Annotated in this window: 24 protein-coding genes; 23 read left to right on the top strand and 1 reads right to left on the bottom strand. The window is 29.7% G+C overall.

What is annotated here, in order from left to right:
* The first annotated feature begins 167 nt into the window (after nucleotides 1-167).
* The 20 genes from spoIVA (at nucleotide 168) to I2E98_RS08265 (ending at nucleotide 20,760) form a co-directional block, all read left to right on the top strand.
* Nucleotides 168-1,646, top strand: a complete 1,479-nt coding sequence (spoIVA, locus tag I2E98_RS08360; RefSeq protein ID WP_195468488.1) for a stage IV sporulation protein A — start codon at nucleotides 168-170, stop codon at nucleotides 1,644-1,646.
* Nucleotides 1,647-1,819: 173 nt separating this feature from the next.
* Nucleotides 1,820-2,224 carry a PBECR2 nuclease fold domain-containing protein gene (locus I2E98_RS08355; RefSeq protein ID WP_195468487.1) on the top strand — a complete coding sequence of 135 codons (405 nt, stop codon included), beginning with the start codon at nucleotides 1,820-1,822 and terminating at the stop codon, nucleotides 2,222-2,224.
* Between the two features lie 564 nt (nucleotides 2,225-2,788).
* On the top strand, nucleotides 2,789-3,757 hold the full coding sequence (locus I2E98_RS08350) for an asparaginase (protein ID WP_195468486.1): 969 nt from the start codon (nucleotides 2,789-2,791) through the stop codon (nucleotides 3,755-3,757).
* A 304-nt stretch (nucleotides 3,758-4,061) separates the two neighbouring features.
* Entirely contained in the window at nucleotides 4,062-5,426 is a 1,365-nt protein-coding gene (locus tag I2E98_RS08345; RefSeq protein ID WP_195468485.1) for an NCS2 family permease, read from the top strand.
* A gap of 245 nt (nucleotides 5,427-5,671) precedes the next feature.
* Entirely contained in the window at nucleotides 5,672-6,553 is an 882-nt protein-coding gene (locus tag I2E98_RS08340) for a YicC/YloC family endoribonuclease (RefSeq protein ID WP_195468484.1), read from the top strand.
* A 13-nt stretch (nucleotides 6,554-6,566) separates the two neighbouring features.
* Entirely contained in the window at nucleotides 6,567-6,836 is a 270-nt protein-coding gene (locus I2E98_RS08335; RefSeq protein WP_005213529.1) for a DUF370 domain-containing protein, read from the top strand.
* Nucleotides 6,836-7,471: a guanylate kinase gene (gene gmk / locus I2E98_RS08330; protein ID WP_195468483.1), complete on the top strand. Its 636-nt coding sequence runs from the start codon at nucleotides 6,836-6,838 to the stop codon at nucleotides 7,469-7,471. The genes I2E98_RS08335 and gmk overlap by 1 nt, the downstream gene beginning before the upstream one ends.
* On the top strand, nucleotides 7,452-7,670 hold the full coding sequence (rpoZ, locus tag I2E98_RS08325) for a DNA-directed RNA polymerase subunit omega (protein ID WP_195468482.1): 219 nt from the start codon (nucleotides 7,452-7,454) through the stop codon (nucleotides 7,668-7,670). Before gmk ends, rpoZ begins: the two co-directional genes overlap by 20 nt.
* A 2-nt stretch (nucleotides 7,671-7,672) precedes the next feature.
* Complete coding sequence (gene coaBC / locus I2E98_RS08320) at nucleotides 7,673-8,863, top strand: bifunctional phosphopantothenoylcysteine decarboxylase/phosphopantothenate--cysteine ligase CoaBC (protein ID WP_195468481.1); 1,191 nt, start codon at nucleotides 7,673-7,675, stop codon at nucleotides 8,861-8,863.
* A gap of 120 nt (nucleotides 8,864-8,983) precedes the next feature.
* Nucleotides 8,984-11,191, top strand: coding sequence for a primosomal protein N' (gene priA, locus I2E98_RS08315; RefSeq protein ID WP_195468480.1), 2,208 nt, complete (start codon nucleotides 8,984-8,986; stop codon nucleotides 11,189-11,191).
* Between the two features lie 11 nt (nucleotides 11,192-11,202).
* Entirely contained in the window at nucleotides 11,203-11,646 is a 444-nt protein-coding gene (def, locus tag I2E98_RS08310) for a peptide deformylase (RefSeq protein ID WP_195468479.1), read from the top strand.
* Between the two features lie 11 nt (nucleotides 11,647-11,657).
* Entirely contained in the window at nucleotides 11,658-12,584 is a 927-nt protein-coding gene (gene fmt, locus I2E98_RS08305; protein ID WP_195468478.1) for a methionyl-tRNA formyltransferase, read from the top strand.
* An 18-nt stretch (nucleotides 12,585-12,602) separates the two neighbouring features.
* Nucleotides 12,603-13,298, top strand: a complete 696-nt coding sequence (locus I2E98_RS08300; protein ID WP_195468477.1) for a zinc metallopeptidase — start codon at nucleotides 12,603-12,605, stop codon at nucleotides 13,296-13,298.
* A gap of 10 nt (nucleotides 13,299-13,308) precedes the next feature.
* Nucleotides 13,309-14,622, top strand: coding sequence for a 16S rRNA (cytosine(967)-C(5))-methyltransferase RsmB (gene rsmB, locus I2E98_RS08295; protein WP_195468476.1), 1,314 nt, complete (start codon nucleotides 13,309-13,311; stop codon nucleotides 14,620-14,622).
* 11 nt (nucleotides 14,623-14,633) lie between these two features.
* On the top strand, nucleotides 14,634-15,665 hold the full coding sequence (gene rlmN / locus I2E98_RS08290) for a 23S rRNA (adenine(2503)-C(2))-methyltransferase RlmN (protein WP_195468475.1): 1,032 nt from the start codon (nucleotides 14,634-14,636) through the stop codon (nucleotides 15,663-15,665).
* A gap of 15 nt (nucleotides 15,666-15,680) precedes the next feature.
* Nucleotides 15,681-16,397 carry a Stp1/IreP family PP2C-type Ser/Thr phosphatase gene (locus tag I2E98_RS08285; RefSeq protein WP_195468474.1) on the top strand — a complete coding sequence of 239 codons (717 nt, stop codon included), beginning with the start codon at nucleotides 15,681-15,683 and terminating at the stop codon, nucleotides 16,395-16,397.
* Nucleotides 16,398-16,399: 2 nt separating this feature from the next.
* Nucleotides 16,400-18,487 (top strand): Stk1 family PASTA domain-containing Ser/Thr kinase, encoded by a 2,088-nt coding sequence (gene pknB, locus I2E98_RS08280; RefSeq protein WP_195468473.1) that lies wholly within the window; start codon nucleotides 16,400-16,402, stop codon nucleotides 18,485-18,487.
* A 121-nt stretch (nucleotides 18,488-18,608) separates the two neighbouring features.
* A complete protein-coding gene (gene rsgA, locus I2E98_RS08275; protein WP_195468472.1) occupies nucleotides 18,609-19,472 on the top strand; it encodes a ribosome small subunit-dependent GTPase A in 864 nt (287 codons plus the stop codon).
* Entirely contained in the window at nucleotides 19,472-20,119 is a 648-nt protein-coding gene (gene rpe, locus I2E98_RS08270) for a ribulose-phosphate 3-epimerase (protein WP_195468471.1), read from the top strand. The genes rsgA and rpe overlap by 1 nt, the downstream gene beginning before the upstream one ends.
* A 2-nt stretch (nucleotides 20,120-20,121) precedes the next feature.
* Entirely contained in the window at nucleotides 20,122-20,760 is a 639-nt protein-coding gene (locus I2E98_RS08265) for a thiamine diphosphokinase (RefSeq protein ID WP_195468470.1), read from the top strand.
* 338 nt (nucleotides 20,761-21,098) lie between these two features.
* Here I2E98_RS08265 and rpmB read toward each other — a convergent pair whose 3' ends face one another.
* Entirely contained in the window at nucleotides 21,099-21,290 is a 192-nt protein-coding gene (gene rpmB / locus I2E98_RS08260) for a 50S ribosomal protein L28 (protein ID WP_005213497.1), read from the bottom strand.
* 218 nt (nucleotides 21,291-21,508) lie between these two features.
* Between rpmB and I2E98_RS08255 the strand changes: the two genes are divergently transcribed.
* From I2E98_RS08255 to recG, 3 genes are all read left to right on the top strand, one after another.
* Nucleotides 21,509-21,859 carry an Asp23/Gls24 family envelope stress response protein gene (locus I2E98_RS08255; protein ID WP_195468469.1) on the top strand — a complete coding sequence of 117 codons (351 nt, stop codon included), beginning with the start codon at nucleotides 21,509-21,511 and terminating at the stop codon, nucleotides 21,857-21,859.
* Nucleotides 21,860-21,870: 11 nt separating this feature from the next.
* Complete coding sequence (locus tag I2E98_RS08250) at nucleotides 21,871-23,517, top strand: DAK2 domain-containing protein (RefSeq protein WP_195468468.1); 1,647 nt, start codon at nucleotides 21,871-21,873, stop codon at nucleotides 23,515-23,517.
* 99 nt (nucleotides 23,518-23,616) lie between these two features.
* A complete protein-coding gene (gene recG / locus I2E98_RS08245; protein WP_195468467.1) occupies nucleotides 23,617-25,647 on the top strand; it encodes an ATP-dependent DNA helicase RecG in 2,031 nt (676 codons plus the stop codon).
* The last annotated feature ends 240 nt before the right edge of the window (nucleotides 25,648-25,887 follow it).

Raw genomic sequence — 25,887 nt, 5'->3', positions numbered from 1 at the left:
CTACAACATATTGTTAACTATATAGATACTTAAGAAGAAAGTTAACTCTAGTACTAGATTCTAAAAAACAAAATTTTAATTTAAATCAATAAACTTAAAAAAATAGTATACTTTTTTTGGCTTAGGAATATATATATAGTGTTAAAAATAAATAGGAGGGTGTACTTATGGGCGATTTCAATATATATAAGGATATTGCAGAAAGGACTCAAGGTGACATATACTTAGGTGTTGTTGGGCCAGTTAGAACTGGAAAATCTACATTTATTAAGAAGTTTATGGACCTTATGGTTATACCAAAGATTGATAATGCTTATAAAAAGGAAAGAGCTAAGGATGAATTACCACAAAGTGGATCAGGGAAAACTATCCATACTACGGAACCTAAATTTGTTCCAAATGAAGCTGTAGAAATAACTATTGATGAAGATATTAAATTAAAGGTTAGAATGGTAGATTGTGTGGGGTATATAGTTAAAGGGGCTTTAGGATACTTAGAGGATGAAGAGCCTAAGATGGTTAATACTCCATGGTATGAATATGAAATACCATTTGAAGATGCTGCTGAAATTGGGACAAGAAAAGTTATAACAGATCATTCGACTGTTGGACTTTTAGTAACTACTGATGGTAGTATTACAGGTATAAATAGAGAGGAATACTTAGAGGCTGAAGAAAGGGTAGTAGAAGAGCTTAAAGCAATTAACAAGCCTTTCATAGTTGTACTTAATACCAAAAACATAAACTCTCCTGAAACAGAGGCATTAAAGGATGAACTAGAGAAAAAGTATGATGTAGAAGTTCAGGTTATGGATGTTTATAATATGACAGAAAAGGATATTGAGAAGCTATTTAAGCATGTACTTAAGGAGTTCCCTGTAAAAGAAATAAATATAGACATGCCTCTTTGGGTTGAAAACCTAGATCCAAATCATTGGTTAAAAAAAGAATTTTTCAAAATTATTAAGGGAATGTGTCAAAGTGTAGATAAAATAAGAGACATAAAACCAGCCTTTAGCGATGCAAAGGAAAATGAAAATTTAAGCGCATCAGATTTAAGTGAAATAAATCTTGGTGAAGGTACTGCAAGGATACTACTTAAACCAAGTGAAACTATTTTTTATAAAGTACTTAGTGAAAATTGCGATGCTGAAATTGAAAGTGAGAGTGATTTAATAGCTCTTGTAAAAGATTTAAATATTGCAAAACGTGAATATGATAAGATTAAGGATGCTTTAGTTGATGTTAGGGAAACTGGATATGGTCTTGTTGCTCCTCAATTAAGTGAAATGAAATTTGAAGAGCCTGAAATAGTTAAACAAGGAACTAAGTTCGGAGTTAAACTTAAGGCTAGTGCTCCATCATTACATTTTATTAAAGCAGATATTAAAACAGAAATTAGTCCAATAATGGGATCTGAAAAGGAAAGTGAAGAGTTAGTTAATGCTCTTATGGACCAATTTGATAAAGACCCAGCATCATTATGGCAAAGTAATATGTTTGGTAAATCTTTAGAGGTATTAGTTAAAGAAGGATTACAAAACAAGCTATATAAAATGCCAGAAGATGTTCAAGTAAAAATACAAAAGACTCTTCAAAAGATTATAAATGAAGGTAATGGCGGATTAATTTGTATAATTCTATAACATAAATATAATCTACTGCTAACTTTAAATTTTAGTAGTAGATTATTTTTATGTTATAAATAAGTTAAAATATAACTTTTTTTTGTATTTTAGTGTAGACTCTCTTATTATTAGAATAGAATATATTAAGCAGATAGTATTATGCTTAATATATTATAGTAAAGAGGGATAGTATGGAAAGCAGATTTTGTACCTATAAAAGAGTAGGATATTTAAGGCAAAAGGTAGCCAATGAGTTAGGTATAGAGTTTACTGGAGTAATATATGCATCCCCAGGAGTGTTAAAGCATATTATAAAGAGGCATGGTAGGCAATTAGATAGAAGGACTAGGGATGGCATTCTTGAGTGGATGAAGAAAATATTAGAAGAACCTGACTATGTTGGTATTTATAAAAATGAAGGGGGACAGACTGCTGTAGAATTTATTAAGAGAGTTTATACTAATTTGCTTTTGGGCGTGGAGATAGATGAGGAACATCAATATATCTATGTAACGACAATGTACCCAATAACTGATAAGAAGATAGAAAACAGAATTTATAGTGGTAAATTAATTGATATTAAAGGAAGAAAATAATTTGGTTGATATAATTTTCGGCAAAATGTATAATATGTAGTTGTATATAATAATGATTATTGAGGTGAGAAAAGGCTCCTCATGCGCTGAAGATTTCAGTAAACAGAGATGCAGGAAAGGTCGACCTGCCAATAATCTATTGAATAATATTGCTCACTAAAGCGTTAATGCCGTGATACCGAAAATTAATGATATAACCTCCATTAAGTCATATAATTTCTTCCGGTTATATCATTAAATTTTCTCTATCACTAGCTTTAAAGCCTAGCTCTGCAATTTAAAAGAGAAATACCCATAAAGTTGTTGATGTTCTGTGCTATAAATTATTTTGATAGAATAATTATCTTTTAATTTAAAGAATCTTATTTTATCCAGGTTAAAATACTTTTAGTTAACGACTTGTCATATAACATGTAGCAAAAGACATTAACTGAAAGGTGTTATGTATAAGTAGTTACATGAAAAAAAGAAAAAATGAAATATTTCATTTTTTCGCTTCCACGTAACGAACAATTTAGTTATATTGTGGTAGTAGATGAACAATATAAAAACTGGAGGATGAAAATGAAGAAAATAGCGGTAGTATTTAATGGTGGAACAATATCAATGAAGGTGGACGAAAGAATAAAGGCTGCTGTACCAAGTTTGACTGGAGAAGAGATAATGTCAATGGTTACAGGAATAGAGGAATTTGCAGAGATAGAATCTTATAGCTTTTCAAGTCTTCCATCACCACATATGACTTTTAAAACTATGTTAGAGTTAAGTAAATTTACTAAAGAGTTATTAGATAGAAATGATATTGATGGAGTTGTAATAACTCATGGAACTGATACTTTAGAAGAAACTGCATATCTTTTAGATTTAACTATAAAAAGTGAAAAGCCAGTTGTAATTACTGGAGCTATGAGAAGTGGATCAGAATTAGGATATGACGGACCGTCAAATTTAGCAGCATCAATTTGTACTGCTATTTCAGAAGATGCAAAGAAACGAGGAGTGCTTGTTTGTTTTAATGGGGAATTAAATTCTGCTTCAGAAGTTATAAAAGCAAATTCAATGGCGCTAAATGCTTTTAGAACTCCTAATTTTGGACCTATTGGAATAGTTGATAATAATAAAGTTATGTTTTATAGAGAAACTAAAAATACTGAAAAATACGATGTTGAAGAAATAAGAAATGATGTTGCATTAATAAAATGTGTTGCAGATATGGATTCTTCATTTATTGAATTTGTAATAGATAAAGGATATGGCGGAATAGTTATTGAAGCATTAGGAAGAGGAAATGTTCCACCTAAAATGGTAGATGGAATAAAATTAGCCTTAAATAAAGGACTTCCTGTAGTTATAGTTTCTAGATGTTTTGAAGGAAGAGTTTACGAGTCTTATGGTTATGAAGGTGGAGGAAAGATGCTTAAAGATTTAGGTGTAATTTTTGGAGATACGCTTCCAGGACAAAAGGCAAGAATAAAGTTAGCATTAGCAATAAATAGTACAATAAGCAAAGAAGAAATTAAAAAGCAATTTTAATAATGCGAACATTACATAATAAAATAAGTTCAATATACGGAAAGAATTGACTTGTGGAAATTTATGGTTTATAATTATGTATAAGATAACTCCTATTCTAATGATAAATAGGTCGATTTATATATTTATATTACGACGTAAGAATTATGACTATGAGTTTTAATATTTAAAATAACTGCAAAGTGTTATCTTGGTAACACTTTGCAGTTTTTTATTTAGTTGTAAGTTATCTAGGATAGATAAAGTTTAATTAATTTTATCTTATTCTTAAACTTAAATATATAATTAGAAGGGGGATTTTTTAATGCAAACTTTAAGTAAAAAAGAAAAGTTGATTCCTATCTTTTCTAACAAAAATGTTGATATGAAAAAAGAAATGCTAGCAGGATTAACTACCTTTTTGACCATGGCGTATGTTATTGCAGTTAATCCAAATATTTTATCAGCTACAGGTATGCCAGCTGGACCCTTAGTTACAGCAACCTGTTTAGCGGCTGCAATTGCATGTATACTTATGGGGCTGTTTGCTAATTTGCCATTTGCATTAGCATCGGGAATGGGATTAAATGCATATTTTGCTTATACGGTTGTAGGACAAATGGGGATTTCATGGAAAGTTGCTTTAACTGCTGTATTTGTTGAAGGTATTATATTTATTATTTTATCTCTATTCAAAGTTAGAGAAGCTGTTGTAAATTCCATTCCTAAGAACATGAAGTTAGCAGTAACAGGTGGTATTGGACTATTTATAGCATTTATTGGAATGGTTAGCTCAGGGCTAGTTGTTGCAAATGAGTCAACAATGGTATCATTAGGGGCATTTACGCCAACTGTAATAATAACAGTTATAGGCCTTATAATTATAGCTGTTTTAGATAAAAAGAGAATAAGAGGATCTATTCTTTGGGGAATATTAATCTCGGCTGTTATAGGATGGGGATTTGCTTTAGTTGATAAGGATGCAGCTGCATCTTTAGGAATCTATTTACCTACTGGAGTATTTAAGTTTGAAGGTATTGGAGAAATTGCAGGAAAAGTTGATCTAGTACATGCATTTAGTGGTGAAAATATTAAAATGTTTATTACTGTAGTATTTACTTTCCTATTTGTAGATTTCTTTGATACAGTAGGAACTTTAGTAGGTGTTTGTTCTAAGGCTAAAATGCTAGATGATGAGGGGGATGTTCCAAATGCAGGAAGAGCACTTTTAGTTGATGCTATAGGAACTACATCAGGATCATTACTAGGAGTATCTACAGTTACTACTTATGTTGAAAGTTCAACAGGAGTTGCTGCAGGAGGAAGAACAGGATTTACAGCTATAACTACTGGAGTTTTATTTTTAATAGCTATGTTATTTTCACCAATATTTATAGCTATTCCAAGTTGTGCAACAGCTCCGGCCTTAATTTATGTTGGTTATTTAATGCTTGGAGCAGTTAAGGAGATAAATTTTGATAATATAACAGAAGGTGTACCAGCATTTTTAACTATTGCAGCTATGCCCTTAACTTATAGTATTGGTGATGGTTTAACTCTTGGAATATTATCATATGTAATAATTAATTTATTATATAATTTGTTCAGCAAGAAGGACGATAAGGTAAAAATTTCTTGGGTAATGTATGTTTTGGCAGTAGTATTTATATTGAAAGTAATATTATTATAAAAATTTATTTGCTAAAAAGGTTGTATCAAAATTGAAACTACGAATATGGTTAGGGTATTCATAGTTTCAGTTGTACAACCTTTTTTATATATTTTGTATATATAAAACAAAAAGATGTTAACAATTTGTGAACAAAATATTGACATAGAATCTAATGAGGTTATAAACTATGATATAGTAAAAGAAATTTATTTAATATAAACATAAATTAGATTTAATAATCCATAGAAGGTAAGGAGAATAATATGATAAGGAGCATGACTAGCTTTGGAAGAAGCAGCAGTGAAGAAGGACAAAAAAGAGTTTTTACTGTTGAAATGAAAAGCGTAAATAGCAGATATTTAGATGTAAATATTAGAATGCCTAAAACTTTAATTTCTTTAGAAGAAGAAATTAGAAAAATGATAAGTAATTCACTTAATAGAGGAAAAGTTGATGTATTTATCAATTTAAAGAATTACAGTGATGGCAGTGGAATTCCAAAGGTTGATATTAATTTAGCTCAAGGATATTTAGAGTGCCTTAAGGAGATAGAAGCAAAATTAGGTGTTAAAAATGATATTTCAGTAATGCAAATTGCAAGATTTCCAGAAGTAATTACTGTAGTTGAAGAAGAAGATAAAATTGAGACGGTTTGGCAAGAACTTAAACCACTTATAAATGATTCTTTAGATATGATGATTGAAATGAGAGAAGTTGAAGGTGATAAGTTAAAAGAAGATATTTTATCTAAAGTTTCAGTTATAGAACAATTAGTTTTAAAGGTTGAAGAATTTGCAGATACTATCCCAAAAACTTTTAAAATGAAGCTTGAAGAAAGAGTAAAAGAGTTATTAGGAAACGTTGATATAGATGAAAGTAGAATTGCTATGGAAGTTTGTATGTTAGCAGACAAGGCAACAGTAGATGAAGAGATAATAAGACTTAGAAGTCATATCAATCAAGTTAGAGAAACTTTAAATTTAAAAGAGCCAGTTGGTAGAAAACTTGATTTTATAGTTCAAGAAATGAATAGAGAAACTAATACTATTGGTTCAAAGTCTAGTGATATCCAAATGACTAATATAGTTATTGATATAAAAAATATACTTGAGAAGATAAGGGAACAAGTACAAAATATAGAATAATAGGAGGATAGTAATGGGAATAAAATTGATAAACATTGGTTTTGGTAACATAGTTTCAGCTAATAGACTTGTTGCAATAGTTAGTCCAGAATCGGCGCCGATTAAAAGAATAATCCAAGAAGCTAGGGATAGAGGTATGCTTATTGACGCAACTTATGGAAGAAGAACAAGAGCTGTAATAATTACTGATAGCGATCATGTTATATTATCAGCAGTTCAACCAGAAACTGTTGCACATAGATTAGTAGCTAAAGATGAAACTGTAGATGAGGTTGATGAATAATGAAAAATAATAGAGGACTATTAATTGTAATTTCAGGTCCTTCAGGTGCAGGAAAAGGAACAATATGCAAGGCGCTTTTAGAAAAGCGTGATGACTTATTTATTTCTGTTTCTGCAACAACAAGAAGTCCAAGAGCTGGAGAAGTAGATGGTATAAATTATCACTTCTTAACGAAAGAAGATTTTATTTCTAGAGTAGAAAATAATGATTTCTTAGAGTATGCTGAAGTACACGGAAATATGTATGGAACTCCAAAGTTCAAAGTAGAAGAAATGTTAGCTGAAGGAAAGAATGTTATTTTAGAAATAGACATTCAAGGTGCCTTAAAAGTTAAAGAAAACTTCAGCGAAGGGGTATTTATATTTATATTACCTCCATCAATGGAAGAATTAAAACAAAGAATAATTAAAAGAGGCAGCGAAACAGAAGAGTCATTAATGACAAGGTTTAAAAATGCATATCAAGAAATAAATTATGTTTCTAAATATAATTATGCAGTAGTTAATGATGAAGTTGATACGGCAGTTAATAAAATAGAAGGAATAATTGCCGCAGAAAAATGTAGAGTAGATAGAATAAAAGATACAATATTAGATTCTAAGGAGGGCTTAATTCATGAACAACTCTATGATTAATCCATCAGTGGTGGACTTATTAAAAAAGGTAGAAGACAGATATTCACTAGTTATAGTGACTTCAAAAAGAGCAAGACAAATAATAGATGGTAACGAACCATTAACTTCAAATTCTTCAAAGAAACCATTAACAATAGCAATTAATGAAGTTAACGAAGGATTAATTAGTTATCATAAAAATAATGAAGGATCAAAATAATCATGAGTAAATGTGTTGTTATTGGCGTTACTGGAGGAATTGCAGTTTATAAAGCACTTGATGTTATTAGTGCTTTAAGAAAAAAAGATATAGAAGTTCATGTTATAATGACTGAAAGTGCATCAAAGTTTGTAAATCCATTAACATTCCAATCTATTAGTCAGAATATGGTTGTTACTGATATGTTTGCAGAACCTAAAGCTTGGGAAATTCAACATATATCATTAGCTCAAAAAGCTGATTTAATGTTAATTGCTCCAGCTACAGCAAATATAATAGGAAAAGTTGCAAATGGTATATCAGATGATATGCTATCAACAACTATAATGGCAGCATCTAAAGCTAAGGTAATCTTTGCACCAGCTATGAATACTAACATGTATCAAAATAAAATAGTTCAAAACAATATAAAAAAGTTAAAAGACTTTGGTTATGAGTTTATTGAACCTGCTAGTGGAAGATTAGCTTGTGGAGATGTAGGAGTTGGAAAACTTGCAGATGTGAATACTATTGTAGAAAGAGTATTAGCTGAATTAAATGATAAGGAACAAGATTTAAAAGGGAAAAAGGTTCTAATAAGTGCTGGACCCACTATTGCTCCAATTGATCCAGTAAGATATATAACTAATAGATCAACTGGAAAAATGGGCTATGCTATAGCTGAAGAGGCTAGAGATAGAGGTGCAGAAGTTGTTTTAGTTTCAGGACCTACAAATTTAAATCCACCAAAAGACGTAAAAATAATAAACATAAAAACTAATGAAGAAATGAAAAATGAAATTTTAGAATATTTTGAATGGGCAGATATAGTTATTAAATCAGCAGCAGTTGCTGATTATAAGCCTAAAGAATATAGCAAAGAAAAGATCAAAAAGGGTGAGGGTGATTTAAATCTTTGCTTAACTAGAGATAATGATATATTAAAATCTTTAGGAGATATGAAAACTCACCAGGTTTTAGTTGGCTTTGCAGCAGAAAGCAATGATGTTTTAAAGAATGCAGAGAAAAAACTAAAAAACAAGAATTTGGATTTTATAGTTGCAAATGATATTACAGCTTCTGATACTGGTTTTGGTAGTGAAGATAATAAAGTAGTTATTCTTTCAAAAAATGATGAAAAGTTAGAACTAGAAAAAATGAGTAAAAAAGAAGTTGCAAGTAATATATTTGACATGATTTTAGAAAAGCGCTAATTGCGCTTTTCTTTATATACAATAATCTTATGTAAATCTAATTATTCAATGAACTCTTATGAGTTTAAATTTAATTGTGAAGTTTATGTATAGCAATTAAGGTAGAGTGAGGGTGATAAATTGAATTTATATGCTGAAATAATATTGAATTCAGAGGCATTAGAAATTGATAGACCTTTTACATATAAGATTCCAGTAGAGCTTGAAGAAAAGGTTCAGGTAGGGCAAATAGTAAAAGTTCCTTTTGGGATGGGAAATAAAACATCAGAAGGATTTGTGCTTGCAATAAAACAAGAAAATGAGGTTGACATAAGCTTTAGAGTTAAGAAAATTTCTAGCATAATAACTGATGAGCCTGTTATTGATGGAGATGATATTAAGCTTATTGATTTCTTAAGAGAAAAATATTTATGTAAATACATTGATGCATTTAGATTGCTTATTCCTGTTGGAATTATGAAAGGTGCTAAAAGTAAGAGCAAAAAGGTAATAGTATTTAAAAGTGATGATTTAAGTTGTATACAAAAACCAGAAGGATATGTAGAAATTATTAACTTTTTAAAAGAAAATTCAGGTAAATATACAAAGAGTGAGCTTATTAATGCTAATTCAATATCTCAATATAAATTAAATAAATTAATAGAAAAAGGGTTATTAGTAGTAGAAGAAGAAACTGTTTTTAGGTATAATAATAGAACTTACAATATAGATTATGAAAAAGAATTAACATTAGAGCAAAAGCAGGTTCTTGATGAATATAATAATTCTAGTAATAATTTATTTTTACTTAAAGGTGTTACTGGCTCAGGTAAGACAGAAGTATATATGAGAATGGTTGAAGAAGCTTTAGAGAAAAATCAATCTGCCATTGTTCTAGTTCCAGAAATATCATTAACACCTCAAATGATTGAGAGATTTAAGGGGAGATTCGGAAGAAATGTTGCCTTGTTTCACAGTAAGTTATCTGATGGTGAAAGATTTGATGAATGGTTTAGAGTAAAGGCTGGAAAAGCTAAACTTGTAGTAGGAGCAAGAAGTGCTATTTTTTTACCTGTAAAAAACCTAGGGCTTATTATTATTGATGAGGAACATGAAAATACATATAAATCAGATCAAAATCCTAAATATCAAACTAAAGAAGTTGCAGAGTTTTTAAGTGAGCAAAAGGGGTGTAAGGTAGTGTTAGGATCAGCTACCCCAACTATAGAAACCTACTATAGAGCTTTAATAGGTGAGTTGGATTTATTAGAACTAAATTCAAGAGTTGATGGTAAAGATATGCCGCCTATGAAAGTTGTTGATATGAGGAATGAGTTAAGGAGCGGAAATATATCTTTATTTAGTAGAGAGTTATTTAAAGAGATGCAAGAGAAACTTTCTAAGAAGGAACAGATAATATTATTCTTAAATAGAAGAGGTTTTTCTACTTTTGTATCATGCAGAAGTTGTGGATATGTATTTAAGTGTGAGGAATGTGATATTTCTATGACATATCATAGAAGTGGTCTTCTTGTTTGTCATTATTGTGGGAAAACAAAAAGGGCTCCTCAAAAGTGTCCAAAATGTGATAGTAAATATGTTAAGTTTTTTGGAGCGGGAACTCAAAGAGTTGAAGAAGAGGTAAAAAAATATTTTAAAGATGCTAGAGTTTTAAGAATGGATGTAGATACTACAAGGAGTAAAGATGCTTATGAAAATATCTATAATACATTTAAAGATGGAAAGGCTGATATTCTTATAGGTACTCAAATGATTTCAAAGGGTCTTGATTTTAAGAATGTTACTCTTGTAGGTGTATTAGCAGCAGATATGTCTATAAATATACCAGACTATAGAGCTGCTGAAAGAACTTTTCAGATAATTACTCAAGTTGCAGGAAGAGCAGGAAGAGGAGAAAAACAAGGAGAAGTAATAATACAAACATATACACCAGAACATTATAGTTTAGAATATGCTGTTAATTATGATTATGAAGGATTTTATGAGAAGGAATTTACAGTTAGGGCATTAATGAAATATCCGCCTTTTGGTAAGATATTATTAATAAATGGTATATCAAAAAAAGAGGATTTATTAAAGAACTTTATGCATAAAATATCTAATGTGATAAAACCATTAGTAGAAAAAGAAATAGATGTTGATATTTTAGGACCAATCCCGTGTTTAGTGGCTAAGGTTAAAGAAAATTATAGATGGCAAATTGTGATAAAAGGTGAATTTGAATCAGAATTTGCTAAAAAAATTAAAGAATTACTTTATGATGAGAACAAGAACGTATATAATGATATACGAATAAGTATGGATATAAATCCAAATAATTTATTCTAGGAGGAAATAAAATGGCAATTAGAACTATTAGAACTATGGGAGACGATGTTTTAAGAAAGAAGTGTAAAGAGGTTACTGAGATAACTAAAAGAGAAATAACTCTTATTAATGATATGGTAGATACTATGTTTGAAGCAAATGGTGTTGGATTAGCTGCGCCACAAGTTGGAATACTTAAGAGAATATTTGTTGTAGACATTGATGATGAAAATGGAACAATGGTATTTATTAATCCAGAAATTTTAGAAACTAGTGGAACTCAATGTGGTGAAGAAGGTTGCTTAAGTGTACCAGGAGAGTTCAGTGAAGTTGAAAGACCAAATTACGTAAAAGTTAAGGCTTTAAATGAAAAAGGTGAAGAATTTATTTTAGAGGGAGAAGGATTATTAGCAAGAGCTATATTACATGAAAATGACCACTTAGATGGTATATTATACGTAGATCACGTAAAATAGGAGGAATTTTAATGAAAATAGTATTTATGGGAACTCCTGATTTTGCTGTTCCGTCTTTAGAAGCTTTAATTGAAAAATATGGTGTAGAGGCTGTTTTTACACAGCCTGATAGACCTAAGGGAAGAGGAAAGAAATTAGCCTTTTCACCAGTGAAAGAAGTAGCTGTTAAACATGATATTAAAGTTTTACAACCAGAAAAGTTAAAAGAGGATAGGGAAGCAGTAGAATATTTGAAGGAACTTAACCCAGATTTTATAATAGTAGTTGCTTTTGGGCAAATATTAACTAAAGAGGTTTTAGATATACCTAAGTATGGGTGCATAAACTTACATGCATCATTACTTCCAATGTATAGGGGAGCAGCTCCACTTAACTGGGTAATAATTAACGGAGAAAAGAAATCAGGTAATACTACTATGCTTATGGATGTAGGCTTAGATACTGGAGATATGCTTTTAAAAGATGAAGTAGAAATAACGGAAAATATGACTGCAGGAGAATTACATGATATTCTAACTAGCAGAGGTGGAAATCTTTTAATAGAAACAATTGAAGGATTAGTAAATGGTACAATAAAACCAGAAAAACAAGAAGGTGAAACTTGCTATGCAAAGATGCTTTCAAAAGATACTGGTAAAATAGTTTGGGATAAAAGTGCAAGAGAAATTCACAATTTAATTAGAGGGCTTAATCCATGGCCAATTGCACATACTACATATAAAGGACAAAACATGAAGATATATGAATCTGAAGTTTTAAGCGAAAGTAGTAATAAAGAACCAGGAACAATAATGTCAGTTAATAAAAATGGAATGAAGGTTAGTTGCTCAGAAGGAGTTTTACTAGTTAAAAAGATTCAATTCCCAAATGGCAAGCCATTAACAATAGAACAGTATATAAACGGAAAAGATATTGAGATAGATTATAAATTAGTATAATATGAAAGGAGATATCTTATGTTTTATCCAGGATTTTATTTTGACAGAACTATGCTTTTGTTACTACCAGCAATAATAATTGCTTTTTGGGCTCAGTCAAAAGTTAGTAGCACTTATAAGAAATATAGAACTGTAAGAACTATGAATGGATATACAGGAGAAAATGTTGCAAGAATGATACTTGATTCAGCGGGGCTTTATGATGTACCTGTAGTTGAAACTAGAGGAGAGTTAACAGATCATTACGATCCTAGAAGTAGAGTTGTTAGATTATCAACTGATATTTTCCATGGATCTAGTATTGCAGCAGCAGGAATAGCAGCACATGAGGTAGGGCATGCAATACAACATCAAGAGCAATATAAGCCATTAGTATTAAGAACATCTATGGCTACTGCAGTTAATTTTAGCAGTCAAGCATCAATTTTTATATTTATGATTGGGTTACTTTTTAGTATCCCAGTTTTAATAAACATTGGAATTATATTTTTTACTGTAGCTGTATTTTATCAAATAATTACATTACCAGTTGAATTTAATGCATCGAGAAGAGCGTTGAAAATATTAGAAAGTAGAAATATATTATATGGTAATGAAGTTAATGGAGCAAAAAATGTATTAAGTGCAGCAGCAATGACATATGTAGCAGCTGCATTAATGTCAATTTCACAATTAATAAGACTAATTGCAATTAGCAATAGAAATAATGATTAAGAGGTAACATATGAATAGTAGAGAAGTAGCATTAAACATAATTAACAGAGTACTAATTGAAGGAGCATATTCTAACTTAGTTTTATCTAATGAATTAAATGAAGCTGATTTAAATGACAAGGATAGAGCTTTAGTAACAGAACTTGTTTATGGAACAATAAGAAGAAAGAAGACATTAGATATGATAATTTCTAATTACATTAAAGATATATCTTTAATGGATGAAAGAGTATTAAATATATTAAGAATGGCTATATATCAAATGCACTTTTTAGATAAGGTTCCAGAGTTTGCAGCTTGTAATGAGGCAGTTGAATTAGCAAAACAAATTTCAGTTCAAGATTCAAAATTAGTTAATGGAATATTAAGAAGTTACACTAAGAATCCAGATGATATGGATGTAAAAGATAAAATTGATAGATTAGTATATCAATATTCTTACGAGCCATGGTTTATAAGAATGATATATAAACAATATGGAGAAGAGAACGGAAGAAAGATTTTAGCAGGACTAAATGCAACACCAAAAGTAACAGTTAGAGTTAATACAAGTAAAGCTGATTATGATGAAGTATATGAAAGATTAGAAGAAATGGGATATGATATAGAAGAAGGATATGCTTGTCCAGAAGCTATAATAATTAAAGGTGGAAGTTCTATCGAAAATAATGAGTTATTTAGAGAAGGATTAATCACTGTTCAAGATGAAAGTGCAATGCTTGTATCACCTCTTTTAGACTTAAAAGCTGGAGATATTGCTTTAGACCTTTGTGCTGCACCAGGAGGAAAAACAACTCACATAGCAGAATTATTAGAAGATGAAGGAAAAGTACATTCTTTTGACTTACATGAAAATAAGTTATCTTTAATCAATGAAAACTTAGAAAGATTAGGATTAAATAATGTAGAAGTAGAAGCTATGGATGCAACAAAGTTAGATCCTAAGTATGTAGCATATGCTGATAAAGTATTAATAGATGTACCTTGCTCAGGTCTTGGTATAATAAGAAAGAAACCAGAAATTAAGTGGAATAAATCAAGAAAGTCACTTAAGGATTTAGTGCCAACTCAAAGAGAAATAATGGAAAATGCTTGGGCATATTTAAAAAATGGTGGTACTATGATTTATTCAACTTGTACATTAAATACTGAAGAAAACCAAGATAATGTTGAATGGTTCTTAAATAAACATAAAGATGCAAAAGTAGAAAAGATATTCTTAGGAAATATGGATAACTTCATTTATAACAATGATGGTTCTTTAACAATATTACCAAATGAATATATGGATGGATTCTATATTGCTAAGATTTCTAAAAAGTAGTAGGTGAACAAATGTATAATATTTTAGATTTTACATTAGAAGAATTACAAAATTGGATGAAGGAGAATGGTGAAAGTGCTTTTAGAGCAAAACAAGTTTTTTCTTGGATTTACAAAGAGGTATGGAACTTTGATGAAATGAAGAATATACCTGGAAGTTTAAAAGAAAAACTAAAAGAAAACTTTGCTATTGAAATTCCTAAAATTGTAGAAGTATATGAATCTAATGTAGATGATACTAAGAAGATGTTATTATCAATGAAAGATAATAATTTAATCGAATGTGTTCTTATGAAATATAAACACGGAAATTCAATTTGTGTATCTACTCAAGTAGGTTGTAGGATGGGGTGCAAATTTTGCGCCTCTACAATCGGAGGTAGAATAAGGGATTTAAGTGCTGGTGAAATACTTTCTGAAATAATGGTAGCACAAAAATTCTTAGGAGAAAGAATTTCAAATGTTGTTTTAATGGGAAGTGGCGAACCTTTAGATAACTATGGTAATGTAGTTAAGTTTTTAAATTTAGCCAATGCTGAGTATGGATTAAATATAGGGCAAAGACATATAACATTATCTACATGTGGAATAGTACCTAAAATAATAGAATTAGCAGATTTAAATTTTAGTATTACATTAGCAATTTCATTACATGCATTTAGTGATGAAAAAAGAAAAACAATAATGCCTATAGCTAATAAATATAGTATTAATGATATATTAGAAGCTTGTAGATATTATATGAATAAAACAGGGCGTAGAATTACATATGAATATTCTTTAGTATCTGGAGTTAATGATGGAAAAGAAGATGCTAAATCTTTAGCAAAATTATTAAAAAACATGAGTTGTCATGTTAATTTAATTCCAGTTAATGAAATTAAAGAAAATGAATTAAAAAGGCCGTCAAAAAAGACTATAGAAGCTTTTGAAGAGATATTAAAATCACAAGGAATTGAAGTTACAGTCAGAAGAGAGATGGGTACAGATATTAATGCTGCTTGTGGGCAATTAAGAAGAAGTTATCTAGACACTCAAAAATAAAGGGGAGAAGAAAAAATGGTGGGTATAAGAAGCGATGTAGGTGTAGTTAGAAGTTTAAATGAAGATTATGCTGCCTATATTGAAGAAGAGGACTATAAGTTATATGTTGTAGCTGATGGTATGGGAGGTCATAATGCTGGAGAAGTAGCTAGCGAAATGGCTGTAAATGCTGTTAAATTATATGTAAAAGATAATTATAAAAGAGATGGTAGCAATGTACTTGAAAATGCCATACTTTTTGCAAATGAAAAAATATACGATAAAGCAAGATGCGGTTCTGAGTACAAAGGTATGGGAACTACTTTAGTTGCTGCATTGGTATATGAAGACAATGTTATTGTTGCTAATGTTGGTGATAGCAGTTGCTTTGGTATTATTGGTAATGATATTATTAAAATTACAAAAGATCATTCTTTAGTTCAAGAATTGATAGATTCGGGAAGTATAACTGAAGAAGAAGGAAGAAATCATCCAAAGAAAAATATTATTACTAGAGCATTAGGAACGAATAATGTAGTTAAAGTTGATATATTTAAAATTGATATAAATACTTATGATAAATATTTGTTATGTACAGATGGATTATCTAATGAAGTTTTAAAAGAAGAAATGTTAAGGGAAATAAATGATATTAATGACTACAATACTGCCTGTGACAAGTTAGTTTTATTAGCAAAGAATCGAGGGGGAAGAGATAATATTACGGTCTTGCTATTTGGAGGAGAGGTGTAGATATGATCGGTGAAGTATTAGGTAATAGATATGAACTGATGGAAAAAATAGGAGAAGGTGGAATGGCTATAGTCTACAAAGCTAGAGATAATAAGTTAAGTAGACTAGTTGCTGTGAAAATTTTAAAAAAGGAATTTGCCAATAATAAAGATATTTCAGATAAATTTAAAAAAGAAGCAACAGCTGTAGCCAATTTTTCAGATGCAAACATAGTTAATGTATTAGATGTTGGACATGAAGAAGAAGGAAATATAGACTATTTTGTCATGGAATATGTTAATGGTAAAACATTGAAAGAATTAATAGTTGAAAATGGAAAGTTAAATTATACAGTTGCTATTAGTATAGCAATTCAAATAGCAAAAGCTTTAGAGTGTGCACATAAAAATAATATTATTCATAGGGATGTAAAACCACAGAATATATTAGTGACTGAAAGTGGATTAGTAAAGGTTACTGATTTTGGAATAGCTAAAAGTTCAACATCAGCTACTATAACTAATACAACAACAATAATGGGATCAGCACATTATCTATCACCAGAGCAAGCTAAAGGTACATTTATTGATTTAAGATCAGATATTTATTCTTTAGGCATAGTTTTATATGAAATGGTAACAGGGATACTTCCTTTTGATGGTGAATCACCGGTTACGATTGCTTTAAAGCATATACAGTCAGAACCAGTTGAGCCTAAGAAACATAATGCTTCTATACCAGATAGTCTAAATAATTTAATAATGAAGTCTATAAGCAAAGAAAGTATAAATAGATATCAAAATTGTAGAGAATTAATAAATGATTTACAAAAGATAAAAGAAAATCCAAATGCAGCTATTGGTACTAGAGTTAATTATGATGATGGTAGAACAATAGTGATGGAACCAATTAGAACTGAAAATATTGTAAACAAAGATGTAAATATGACACCTAATAAACCTTCATATTCAAAATCAGATTTTGAAAATGATTATGATGAAGAAGATGAAGAAGATTTCTTTGAATCAAAGAACAATTCAAAGAAAAGTAAGCGTAATAATAAAGCTGTGATAATTGTTGGAGCTGTAGTTATTGCAATTGCATTATTAGGTGGAATGGCATTTGGTTCAGGATTATTAACTGGAGGAAGTAGTAGCAGTAAGACTGTAACTGTTCCTAATATAGTTGGTATGACATTAGATAATGCTACTAAAGAGTTAGAAAAAGTAGGATTAAAAATTAAAGTTTCAGAAACTATTGAAAGTGATAAAGAAGAAAATACTATATTAGAAATGAATCCAGTATCAAATACAGAAGCTAAAAAAGGTGACATTATAGAAGTAAAAGTTTCTAGTGGTGTATCTAAAGTAAAGGTTCCTGACTTAAGAGATTATGAAATAAATTATATACAGGACTTATTAACTCAAAAAGGTTTAGAGTGGAATATTACTTACCAATATAGTGAAAATATTAAATCAGGATATCTAATAAGTCAGTATCCAGAAAGGGATACACAAGTTCCAAAGGGAACAACAATTGAGCTTACTATAAGTAAGGGACCAGAAGAAAAATTTGTATCAGTATCTAATTATCTAGGACAAAATGTAGATGCAGCAAAGAGCAAGTTAGAAGAGTTAGGATTGACAGTTATACTTCAAGAGCAACAAACGGATAGAGAATCTGAAAATGGAGTTGTATTAAGTCAATCTCTTGAAAGTGGTACTAAAATTTCTGCTGGTGCAAAAATTACTTTAACTTATGGAAAGTATACAGCACCTAGTAATATAGATGTTACTCAATATTTAAGCGTTGGTATGTCATTAGTAGATGCGGTTAATTCTTTAAATTCAGCAGGAATATCATATTCTATATCAGGTGCAGCTTCTATAGATGATATGAGCCCATATACTGTAAAAGGATTTACAAATAAAATAAAAAAAGGTGAAACTGTTAAAATTACTGTTGAAAAATCTAAAACTACTGAACCAACAGAACCAACAGAACCAGCGGAGCCAAGTGAAGATGATACAACAACTACAAGTCCAGAAGATGGAGAAGCTACAAATACAAATGCTGATGTAGATTCAGGAACTGATAGATCAAATAACTAAAAAAATAAGATTGCTTAATTTTAGGCAATCTTATTTTTTTTAAGTTTCTAAAAGAAAATATTGCATTTATTTTGAAATAGTGTTTATTATAAATAGGAAGAGTAAAAAGTTTGGAGGTACTATGAAAGGAAAAATAATTAAAGGAATTGGTGGATTTTATTATGTAAAAACTACTGATGGATTAATAGAATGTAAAGCAAGGGGGAAATTTAGACATAAAGATATGAAACCTCTTGTTGGAGATGATGTAGAAATATTAACAGATAATGGTAAAGGAGTTATTTGTGATATTCATGAAAGAACGTCTGAACTTATTAGGCCTACAGTAGCTAATGTAACACAAGCATTTGTTGTTTTTGCTATAAAGAATCCAGATATTAATTATGATCTATTAAATAGATTTTTAGTATTATGTGAGCACAATAATATTAAAGCAATAGTTTGTTTAAATAAGGTTGATTTAGTATCGGATGAGGAAAAAGAATTTGTCAAAAGTAAAATAAATGCCATCGGATATGAAGTTTTATTTATTAATGCTAAAAAAGGTTTAGGTGTAGAATCATTAAAAGAAAAATTAGATGGTAATGTAACAGTTTTATGTGGACCATCAGGAGCAGGAAAATCAACACTGATTAATACACTAACAGAAAAATATCATATGGAAACAGGTGAAGTTTCTGATAAAATAGGAAGAGGTAAACATACCACTAGACATAGTGAACTTATTGATGTAGAAGATGGATACATAGTTGACACGCCAGGGTTTTCAACATTAGAAGTAACTTTTATAGAAAAAGATGATTTAAAATATTGCTTCCCTGAATTTGAAGAATATAATAATCAATGTAAATTTAGAGGTTGCTTACATTATAAAGAACCTAGTTGTGCTGTGAAAAATGCAGTTGAAAAAGGTAAAATTAATAATTATAGATATGAATTTTATATAAGAACATTAGAAGATATAATTAATGGGAGGAAGTATTAATGGTCAAAATAGCACCATCTATATTATCAGCAGATTTTTCAAAATTAGGAGAGGAAGTAGTAAAGCTACACAATGCAGGAGCAGATTTTATTCATATAGATGTTATGGATGGAGAATTTGTACCTAATATTACATTTGGTATGCCTGTAATAAAAGCTATAAGAGGAAAAACAGATAAAGTCTTTGATGTACACTTAATGATAAATAATCCTCAAAGATATATTGATGAGTTTATAGCAGCAGGGGCAGATATAATAACTTTACATTATGAGTCAGAAAGACATTTAGATAGAGCTATACAATATATTAAGTCAAAGGGAGTTAAGGCCGCAGTTGCATTAAATCCAGCTACACCAACAATGGTTTTAAAGGATATAATTGCAGATTTAGATATGGTTTTAATAATGTCTGTTAATCCAGGATTTGGTGGGCAGAAATTTATACCATATTCATTAGATAAGATTAAAGAAGTTAAGGAAATGTCAATAAAGGCTAATAATCCTAATATTTTAATTCAAGTTGATGGTGGAGTAGATAAAAATAATGTTAAAGATGTTATTGAAGCTGGTGCTAATGTTATAGTAGCAGGATCTGCTGTTTTTGGAGATGGAAATATAGAAGAAAATATTAAAGCTTTAAGAGGGTAGAGATGAATTGTTTAATAGTAGCTGGAGGCGTTAAACCTAAAGATGAAATTATTAAGTATTATTCAGATCAGTGTGAGCTAATAATTGGGGTAGATAAAGGATGTAATTATCTTTTTGAAGCTAAAGTAAAGCCTCATTATATTGTAGGAGACTTTGATTCTTCAAATTTAGATATAATAGATGAAATAGTTAAACAAGGTGTAGTTAAATATCAGTATCAATGTGAGAAAAATTTTACTGATTCTGAAGAGGCTTTTGAATTAGCAAGCTCTAAAGGAGTAAAAAAAATTATTTTTTTAGGTGCTACAGGACAAAGATTTGATCATACCTTAGGTAACTTGGGTCTATTATTAAAAGCTTTAAATTTAGGAATATTATCAGAAATAGTTGATGATAGAAATAAAATGTTTTTAATTAATAAAAATACCAGTATAAAAAGAGATAATAAATATAAGTATGTATCTTTTTTAGCGTATGATAGTATAGTAGAGGAGTTTAGCATAAAAGGTGCTAAATATAACTTAGATAAATATACTTTAAAAATTGGAGATTCTAGAACTGTATCTAATGAATTTATAACTGATGAAATTAGTTTAGAAATTTCTAATGGTAGTATTTTGGTAGTATATTCAAAAGATTAAAATAAAAAAATAAAAAAATTTTTTAAAAATAATCACCACTTAGCAGTTACTTGCATAATATGTATAGTAAGGAGTGGTGTTTTTATTTTAAATAAAACAGCATGTTTAAAATTATTTATGTAACAGAAAATGAATGGGGGGATTAATTTTGAAGATTGTTGCTATTAAATTACCAAAGTTTTTATCATCTATAATTAAGTTTTTTACTAGAAAAAAATAAGTACATAGGAGAAAAGTAGCAGAAGCTATTAAGGATAGTATGCCTTTTATTTATACATTATTAAATTTTAATAATAAAAAAAGCAATTGAATCAATCAATTGCTTTTTCTATTTGAACTTATATTGCTCTTTCAACCTTACCAGATCTAAGGCATCTTGTACAAACGTGAACAGTTTTTGGTGTTCCGTTAACTAAAGCCTTTACTCTCTTTATGTTAGGAGCCCAAGTTCTCTTAGATTGACGATGTGAGTGTGAGTATTGAGTTCCAGATACTACACCTTTATTACAAACTTCGCATCTTCTTGCCACTTGAAAACACCTCCTTATGTTTGAAGATAATTTCTCTTCAATAGGACAAAATAGATTTTAACATAGGTTATATAAAAAATGCAAGGCTATTTCAAAAAAATATTAAAAAATTTTATATTATGTTGTTAAATGGCGAAGGAATAGGATAAATTTACTTGAATTAATATAGCAACTAATATACAATAATCTATATGGAAAGATAAAAAGGAGGATTTTCTATGGTAGGATATTCAAATGACCTTGGAAGTATACATTACTCTGAAGAAGTATTAGGAAAGATAGTAGGATTATCAACAATGGAATGCTATGGTGTTGTTGGTATGGTTTCTAAAAATGCTACTGAAGGCCTATGGGAGCTAATGAGAATTGAGAATTTAAGTAAAGGTGTTAAATTAAAATTTAATGATGAAGATAAATTAATAATAGAATTATCAATAATGGTTGAATACGGAACTAAAATTTCTGTAATAGCTAATAATATAATTCAAAAGGTGCGTTATAGTGTTGAAAATTATACTGGACTAAAGGTTGCTTCAGTTACAGTTAATGTTCAAGCGGTAAGAGTCTAGGAGGTAACAGGATGAGATATGACAGAATAAACGGCCATGATTTTTACAATATGGTTGTTAATGCTAGCAATAGATTATTGGAGGAAAGTGATTTCGTTAACGCGTTAAATGTTTTTCCTGTACCAGATGGTGACACGGGAACTAATATGTCTATGACTTTTAAGGCAGCTGTAAAAGAAATAGAAAATTTAAATTCAGAATCAATTGGAGAAACTTCAAAGAAATTAGCAAAAGGTGCTTTAATGGGAGCAAGAGGTAACTCAGGTGTTATCTTATCTCAAATACTTAGAGGTATTTCTAAAGGATTAGAAGGAAAAACAAGTGTTGATAGTTTAGAATTTGCCAATGCTTTTGTAGAAGGAAGCAAGGCAGCTTACAAAGCGGTAATGAAACCAACGGAAGGTACTATACTTTCAGTTATCAGAGCTGCTTCAGAAGGGGCTGTAAAAAGTAATAAAACTGATATAGTAGAACTTTTAGGTGAAATAGTAGTTGAAGCAAAGGTAATGTTAGATAAAACTCCAGATCTTTTACCAGCACTTAAAAAGGCTAAGGTTGTAGATTCAGGTGGTATGGGATTATATATCATATTACAAGGAATGTATGATGCATTAAAAGATGGAATAAAAGCAGAGATAAAAGATATATCTGCTAAAGGTTCAGCAGGAGCAAGCGCTGAAGCTATAGAAGATATAGATATTAAATTTGGATACTGTACAGAATTTATAATATTAGGAGATGCTTCTAAAGCTAAAGCATTCCAAGATGAAATCGAATCTCTTGGTGACTCTATGATTGTTGTTGGGTATGATGATGTAATAAAAGTACATATTCATACTAATGATCCGGGATTAGTATTATCTAAAGCGGTAGCTGTAGGTGAATTATCTAAAATTAAAATAGATAATATGAGAGAAGAACATAGAGAAGTTCTAATGTCAAAAGAAGAGTATGCTAAAACTAATCCTGAAGAGGTTGAAACTGAAGTAGCTATGGAAAAGAAGAAATATGCATTTATTTCAGTAGCTATGGGAGAAGGAATAACTCATGTTCTTAAGGATTTAGGTGTTGATTACGTAATTGAAGGTGGTCAAACAATGAATCCATCAACTCAAGATATGATGGAATGTATATCTAAATTAAATGCTGATCACATATTCATTTTACCTAATAATAAGAACATAATTATGGCAGCTACTCAAGCAGCAGAAATATCTGATAAAGATGTTAGAGTTATACCAACTAAGAGTATTCCACAAGGTATTACTTGTATAACTATGTTTAATGCAGAACATGAAGTTGATGAAAATGAAGCTGCTTTAATGGAAGCATTAGAACTTGTTAAGACAGGCTCTGTAACTTATGCAGTTAGAGATACTGAAATGGATGGAATAGAAATTAAAGAAGGTAATATGCTTGGTCTTATTGAAGGAAAAATCAATAAGGTTGGAGAGGATTACTTCAAAGTAGCAGAAGAAGTTTTAGAGTCTATGATCGATGAAGATAGTGAACTTATAACTATATTCTATGGTAAAGACGTAGATGAAAGTAAAATAGAAGAGTTTACAGAAAAATTAGAAGAAAAGTATGAAGAGTGTGATGTACAATTCTACAAAGGAGATCAACCTTTATACTACTTTATAATGGCTGTAGAATAATTGTTTTTAAGAGCACAAGGAAGGTTAATTTCTTGTGCTTTATTTTTTTATGTAATATTATAAAATTATATTTATTATTTAAAGAGTAGGAGAAGTAAAATGGATATATCACAAGATGTAAAATATCTAAAGGGTGTTGGACCTAAATTATTAGAAAAGTTAAATAGATGTGGAATATTTACTGTTTTAGATTTGCTTTTATATTTTCCTAGGGATTATGAGTTTTTAAGAAGTAATATTCCTTTTAATGAAATAGATGAAGAGGATAAACAAGTATTAACTTGTGTATGTGTAGGAATAGATAGAGATGTTAGAACTAAAACAGGAAAAACATTAACTACTATAAAATTTAATTATTTAGGAAATTTAGTACTAGGTAAATGGTTTAATCAAGGGTTTATAAAAAATACATTTAAAATTGGGCAAAGCTATGATTTAATGGGGAAATTTAAAAGAGTTACCAATAGGCTTGAAGTTATTAATCCAATAGTGGGGGTTAAATTAGCTAAGGAAAATGAAATAGTACCTAAATATAGTTTAAAGGGTGATTTAACAGATAAAATATTAATAAAGCTTATAGGCAGTTGTTTGGAACAAATAACTATAAAAGATAATTTGCCACAATATTTATTAGAGAAATACAAAATGACTAATTTAGATTTTGCTATAAAAAATATTCATTTTCCTACAGGGAAAAGAGAGCTTGAATTAGCTATAAATAGATTAAAGTTTCAAGAGTTATTTACATATTCAATGAAGTTATTAATGCTTAAGAAGAATTTAAGGGCTAAGAATGGAATTGAATTTAAGTTAGTAGAAGAATTAAAGGACTTAAAGGCTGCATTGCCATATAGTTTAACGGATGCACAAACAAGGGTGGTAAGGGAAATTTTAAGAGATCAAAAAAGTCCATGGCCAATGAATAGATTAGTTCAAGGTGATGTTGGAAGCGGAAAAACAGTAGTTGCACTAATTGCTATGTTTAATGTTATTAAAAATGGATATCAAGCAACTTTAATGGTGCCAACTGAAATATTAGCAAATCAACATTATTTAGAGGCTAAAAAGTTATTAGAACCTTTTGATATACATATTGAGTTATTAACAGGGAGCACTTCTTTAAAGGAAAAGAGACGCATAAAGGAGCTTATTACTACAGAGGAACCTGTGATAGTAATAGGAACTCATGCTTTAATTCAAGAGGATGTAGATTTTAAGAATTTGGGATTGGTTATAACTGATGAGCAACATAGGTTTGGTGTAGAGCAAAGAAGTAGACTTATAAATAAAGGAAGACGTCCTGATGTTATGGTAATGACGGCAACTCCAATACCAAGAACTTTAGCATTGTATGTATATTCAGACTTAGATATATCAGCTATAGATCAATTACCTCCAGGAAGAAAGCCTGTAGATACAAGATTCTTTAATGAAAGTGAAAGATTTTCTGCTTATGATTTGGCTTTAGAGGAAATTGATAAGGGGCGTCAAGTTTATATAGTATGTCCACTTATTGAAGAAGATGAAGATATGAAGCTAAATTCTGTTGAAAAACTATATAATGAATTAAGTGATGGCGTATTTAGAGGAATACCTATAGAAATTTTACATGGAAAAATGAAACCAAAGGAAAAAGATGAAATTATAAATAGATTTAAGAAAAATGAAACAAAGGCTATAATTTCAACTACAGTAATAGAAGTTGGAGTTAATGTTCCTAATGCATCTGTTATGATAATTGAAAATGCAGAAAGATTTGGCTTAGCACAATTACATCAATTAAGAGGTAGAGTTGGAAGAGGAAGTTATGAATCTTACTGTATATTAATTGCAAAGGCGAAAACTGAAAATACTAAAAAGAGAATGGAGATTATGACTAGTTCAACTGATGGATTTTATATATCTGAAGAGGATTTAAAATTAAGGGGATCAGGTGAAATGTTTGGAAGAAGACAAAGTGGTGATGAAGAATTTATTTTAGCAAACATATATGATGATATGAACATATTAAGATGTGCTAAAAGTGAAGCAAAAATATTACTAGATTCAGATGAAGAAGAAAAAGTAAAGTTTTGTAATGAAGTAAAAAATTCTTTAGAACGCTGGAGCAAATATATTTGTTTTAATTAAGTGAATTTCCAAATTTTAATTTGGTTAAATGAACTTATTCCTATGAATGAAATGAATAGTGAGTTTCAATTAAGTGAATTTCCAAATTTTAATTTGGTTAAATGAACTTACTCCTATGAATGAAATGAATAGTGAGTTTCAATTAAGTGAATTTCCAAATTTTAATTTGGTTAAATGAACTTACTCCTATGAATGAAATGAATAGTGAGTTTCAATTAAGTGAATTTCCAAATTTTAATT

It is taken from the genome of Clostridium sp. D43t1_170807_H7, from assembly GCF_015555905.1.
Classification (GTDB): domain Bacteria; phylum Bacillota; class Clostridia; order Clostridiales; family Clostridiaceae; genus Clostridium.
Note: the sequence above shows the minus strand (reverse complement) of the source record. Positions and strands in the feature narration are given on the sequence as shown.

Bases quoted from the DNA above. Each gene is read 5' to 3' on its own strand.
- def (WP_195468479.1), top strand. From the start codon at position 11,203: ATGGCAATTAGAACTATTAGAACTATGGGAGACGATGTTTTAAGAAAG.
- I2E98_RS08350 (WP_195468486.1), top strand. From the start codon at position 2,789: ATGAAGAAAATAGCGGTAGTATTTAATGGTGGAACAATATCAATGAAG.
- pknB (WP_195468473.1), top strand. From the start codon at position 16,400: ATGATCGGTGAAGTATTAGGTAATAGATATGAACTGATGGAAAAAATA.
- fmt (WP_195468478.1), top strand. From the start codon at position 11,658: ATGAAAATAGTATTTATGGGAACTCCTGATTTTGCTGTTCCGTCTTTA.
- gmk (WP_195468483.1), top strand. From the start codon at position 6,836: ATGAAAAATAATAGAGGACTATTAATTGTAATTTCAGGTCCTTCAGGT.
- rpoZ (WP_195468482.1), top strand. From the start codon at position 7,452: ATGAACAACTCTATGATTAATCCATCAGTGGTGGACTTATTAAAAAAG.
- rsmB (WP_195468476.1), top strand. From the start codon at position 13,309: ATGAATAGTAGAGAAGTAGCATTAAACATAATTAACAGAGTACTAATT.
- I2E98_RS08255 (WP_195468469.1), top strand. From the start codon at position 21,509: ATGGTAGGATATTCAAATGACCTTGGAAGTATACATTACTCTGAAGAA.
- I2E98_RS08335 (WP_005213529.1), top strand. From the start codon at position 6,567: ATGGGAATAAAATTGATAAACATTGGTTTTGGTAACATAGTTTCAGCT.
- I2E98_RS08355 (WP_195468487.1), top strand. From the start codon at position 1,820: ATGGAAAGCAGATTTTGTACCTATAAAAGAGTAGGATATTTAAGGCAA.
- coaBC (WP_195468481.1), top strand. From the start codon at position 7,673: ATGAGTAAATGTGTTGTTATTGGCGTTACTGGAGGAATTGCAGTTTAT.
- I2E98_RS08265 (WP_195468470.1), top strand. From the start codon at position 20,122: ATGAATTGTTTAATAGTAGCTGGAGGCGTTAAACCTAAAGATGAAATT.
- I2E98_RS08300 (WP_195468477.1), top strand. From the start codon at position 12,603: ATGTTTTATCCAGGATTTTATTTTGACAGAACTATGCTTTTGTTACTA.
- I2E98_RS08285 (WP_195468474.1), top strand. From the start codon at position 15,681: ATGGTGGGTATAAGAAGCGATGTAGGTGTAGTTAGAAGTTTAAATGAA.
- I2E98_RS08250 (WP_195468468.1), top strand. From the start codon at position 21,871: ATGAGATATGACAGAATAAACGGCCATGATTTTTACAATATGGTTGTT.
- rsgA (WP_195468472.1), top strand. From the start codon at position 18,609: ATGAAAGGAAAAATAATTAAAGGAATTGGTGGATTTTATTATGTAAAA.
- spoIVA (WP_195468488.1), top strand. From the start codon at position 168: ATGGGCGATTTCAATATATATAAGGATATTGCAGAAAGGACTCAAGGT.
- I2E98_RS08340 (WP_195468484.1), top strand. From the start codon at position 5,672: ATGATAAGGAGCATGACTAGCTTTGGAAGAAGCAGCAGTGAAGAAGGA.
- I2E98_RS08345 (WP_195468485.1), top strand. From the start codon at position 4,062: ATGCAAACTTTAAGTAAAAAAGAAAAGTTGATTCCTATCTTTTCTAAC.
- recG (WP_195468467.1), top strand. From the start codon at position 23,617: ATGGATATATCACAAGATGTAAAATATCTAAAGGGTGTTGGACCTAAA.
- rlmN (WP_195468475.1), top strand. From the start codon at position 14,634: ATGTATAATATTTTAGATTTTACATTAGAAGAATTACAAAATTGGATG.
- rpe (WP_195468471.1), top strand. From the start codon at position 19,472: ATGGTCAAAATAGCACCATCTATATTATCAGCAGATTTTTCAAAATTA.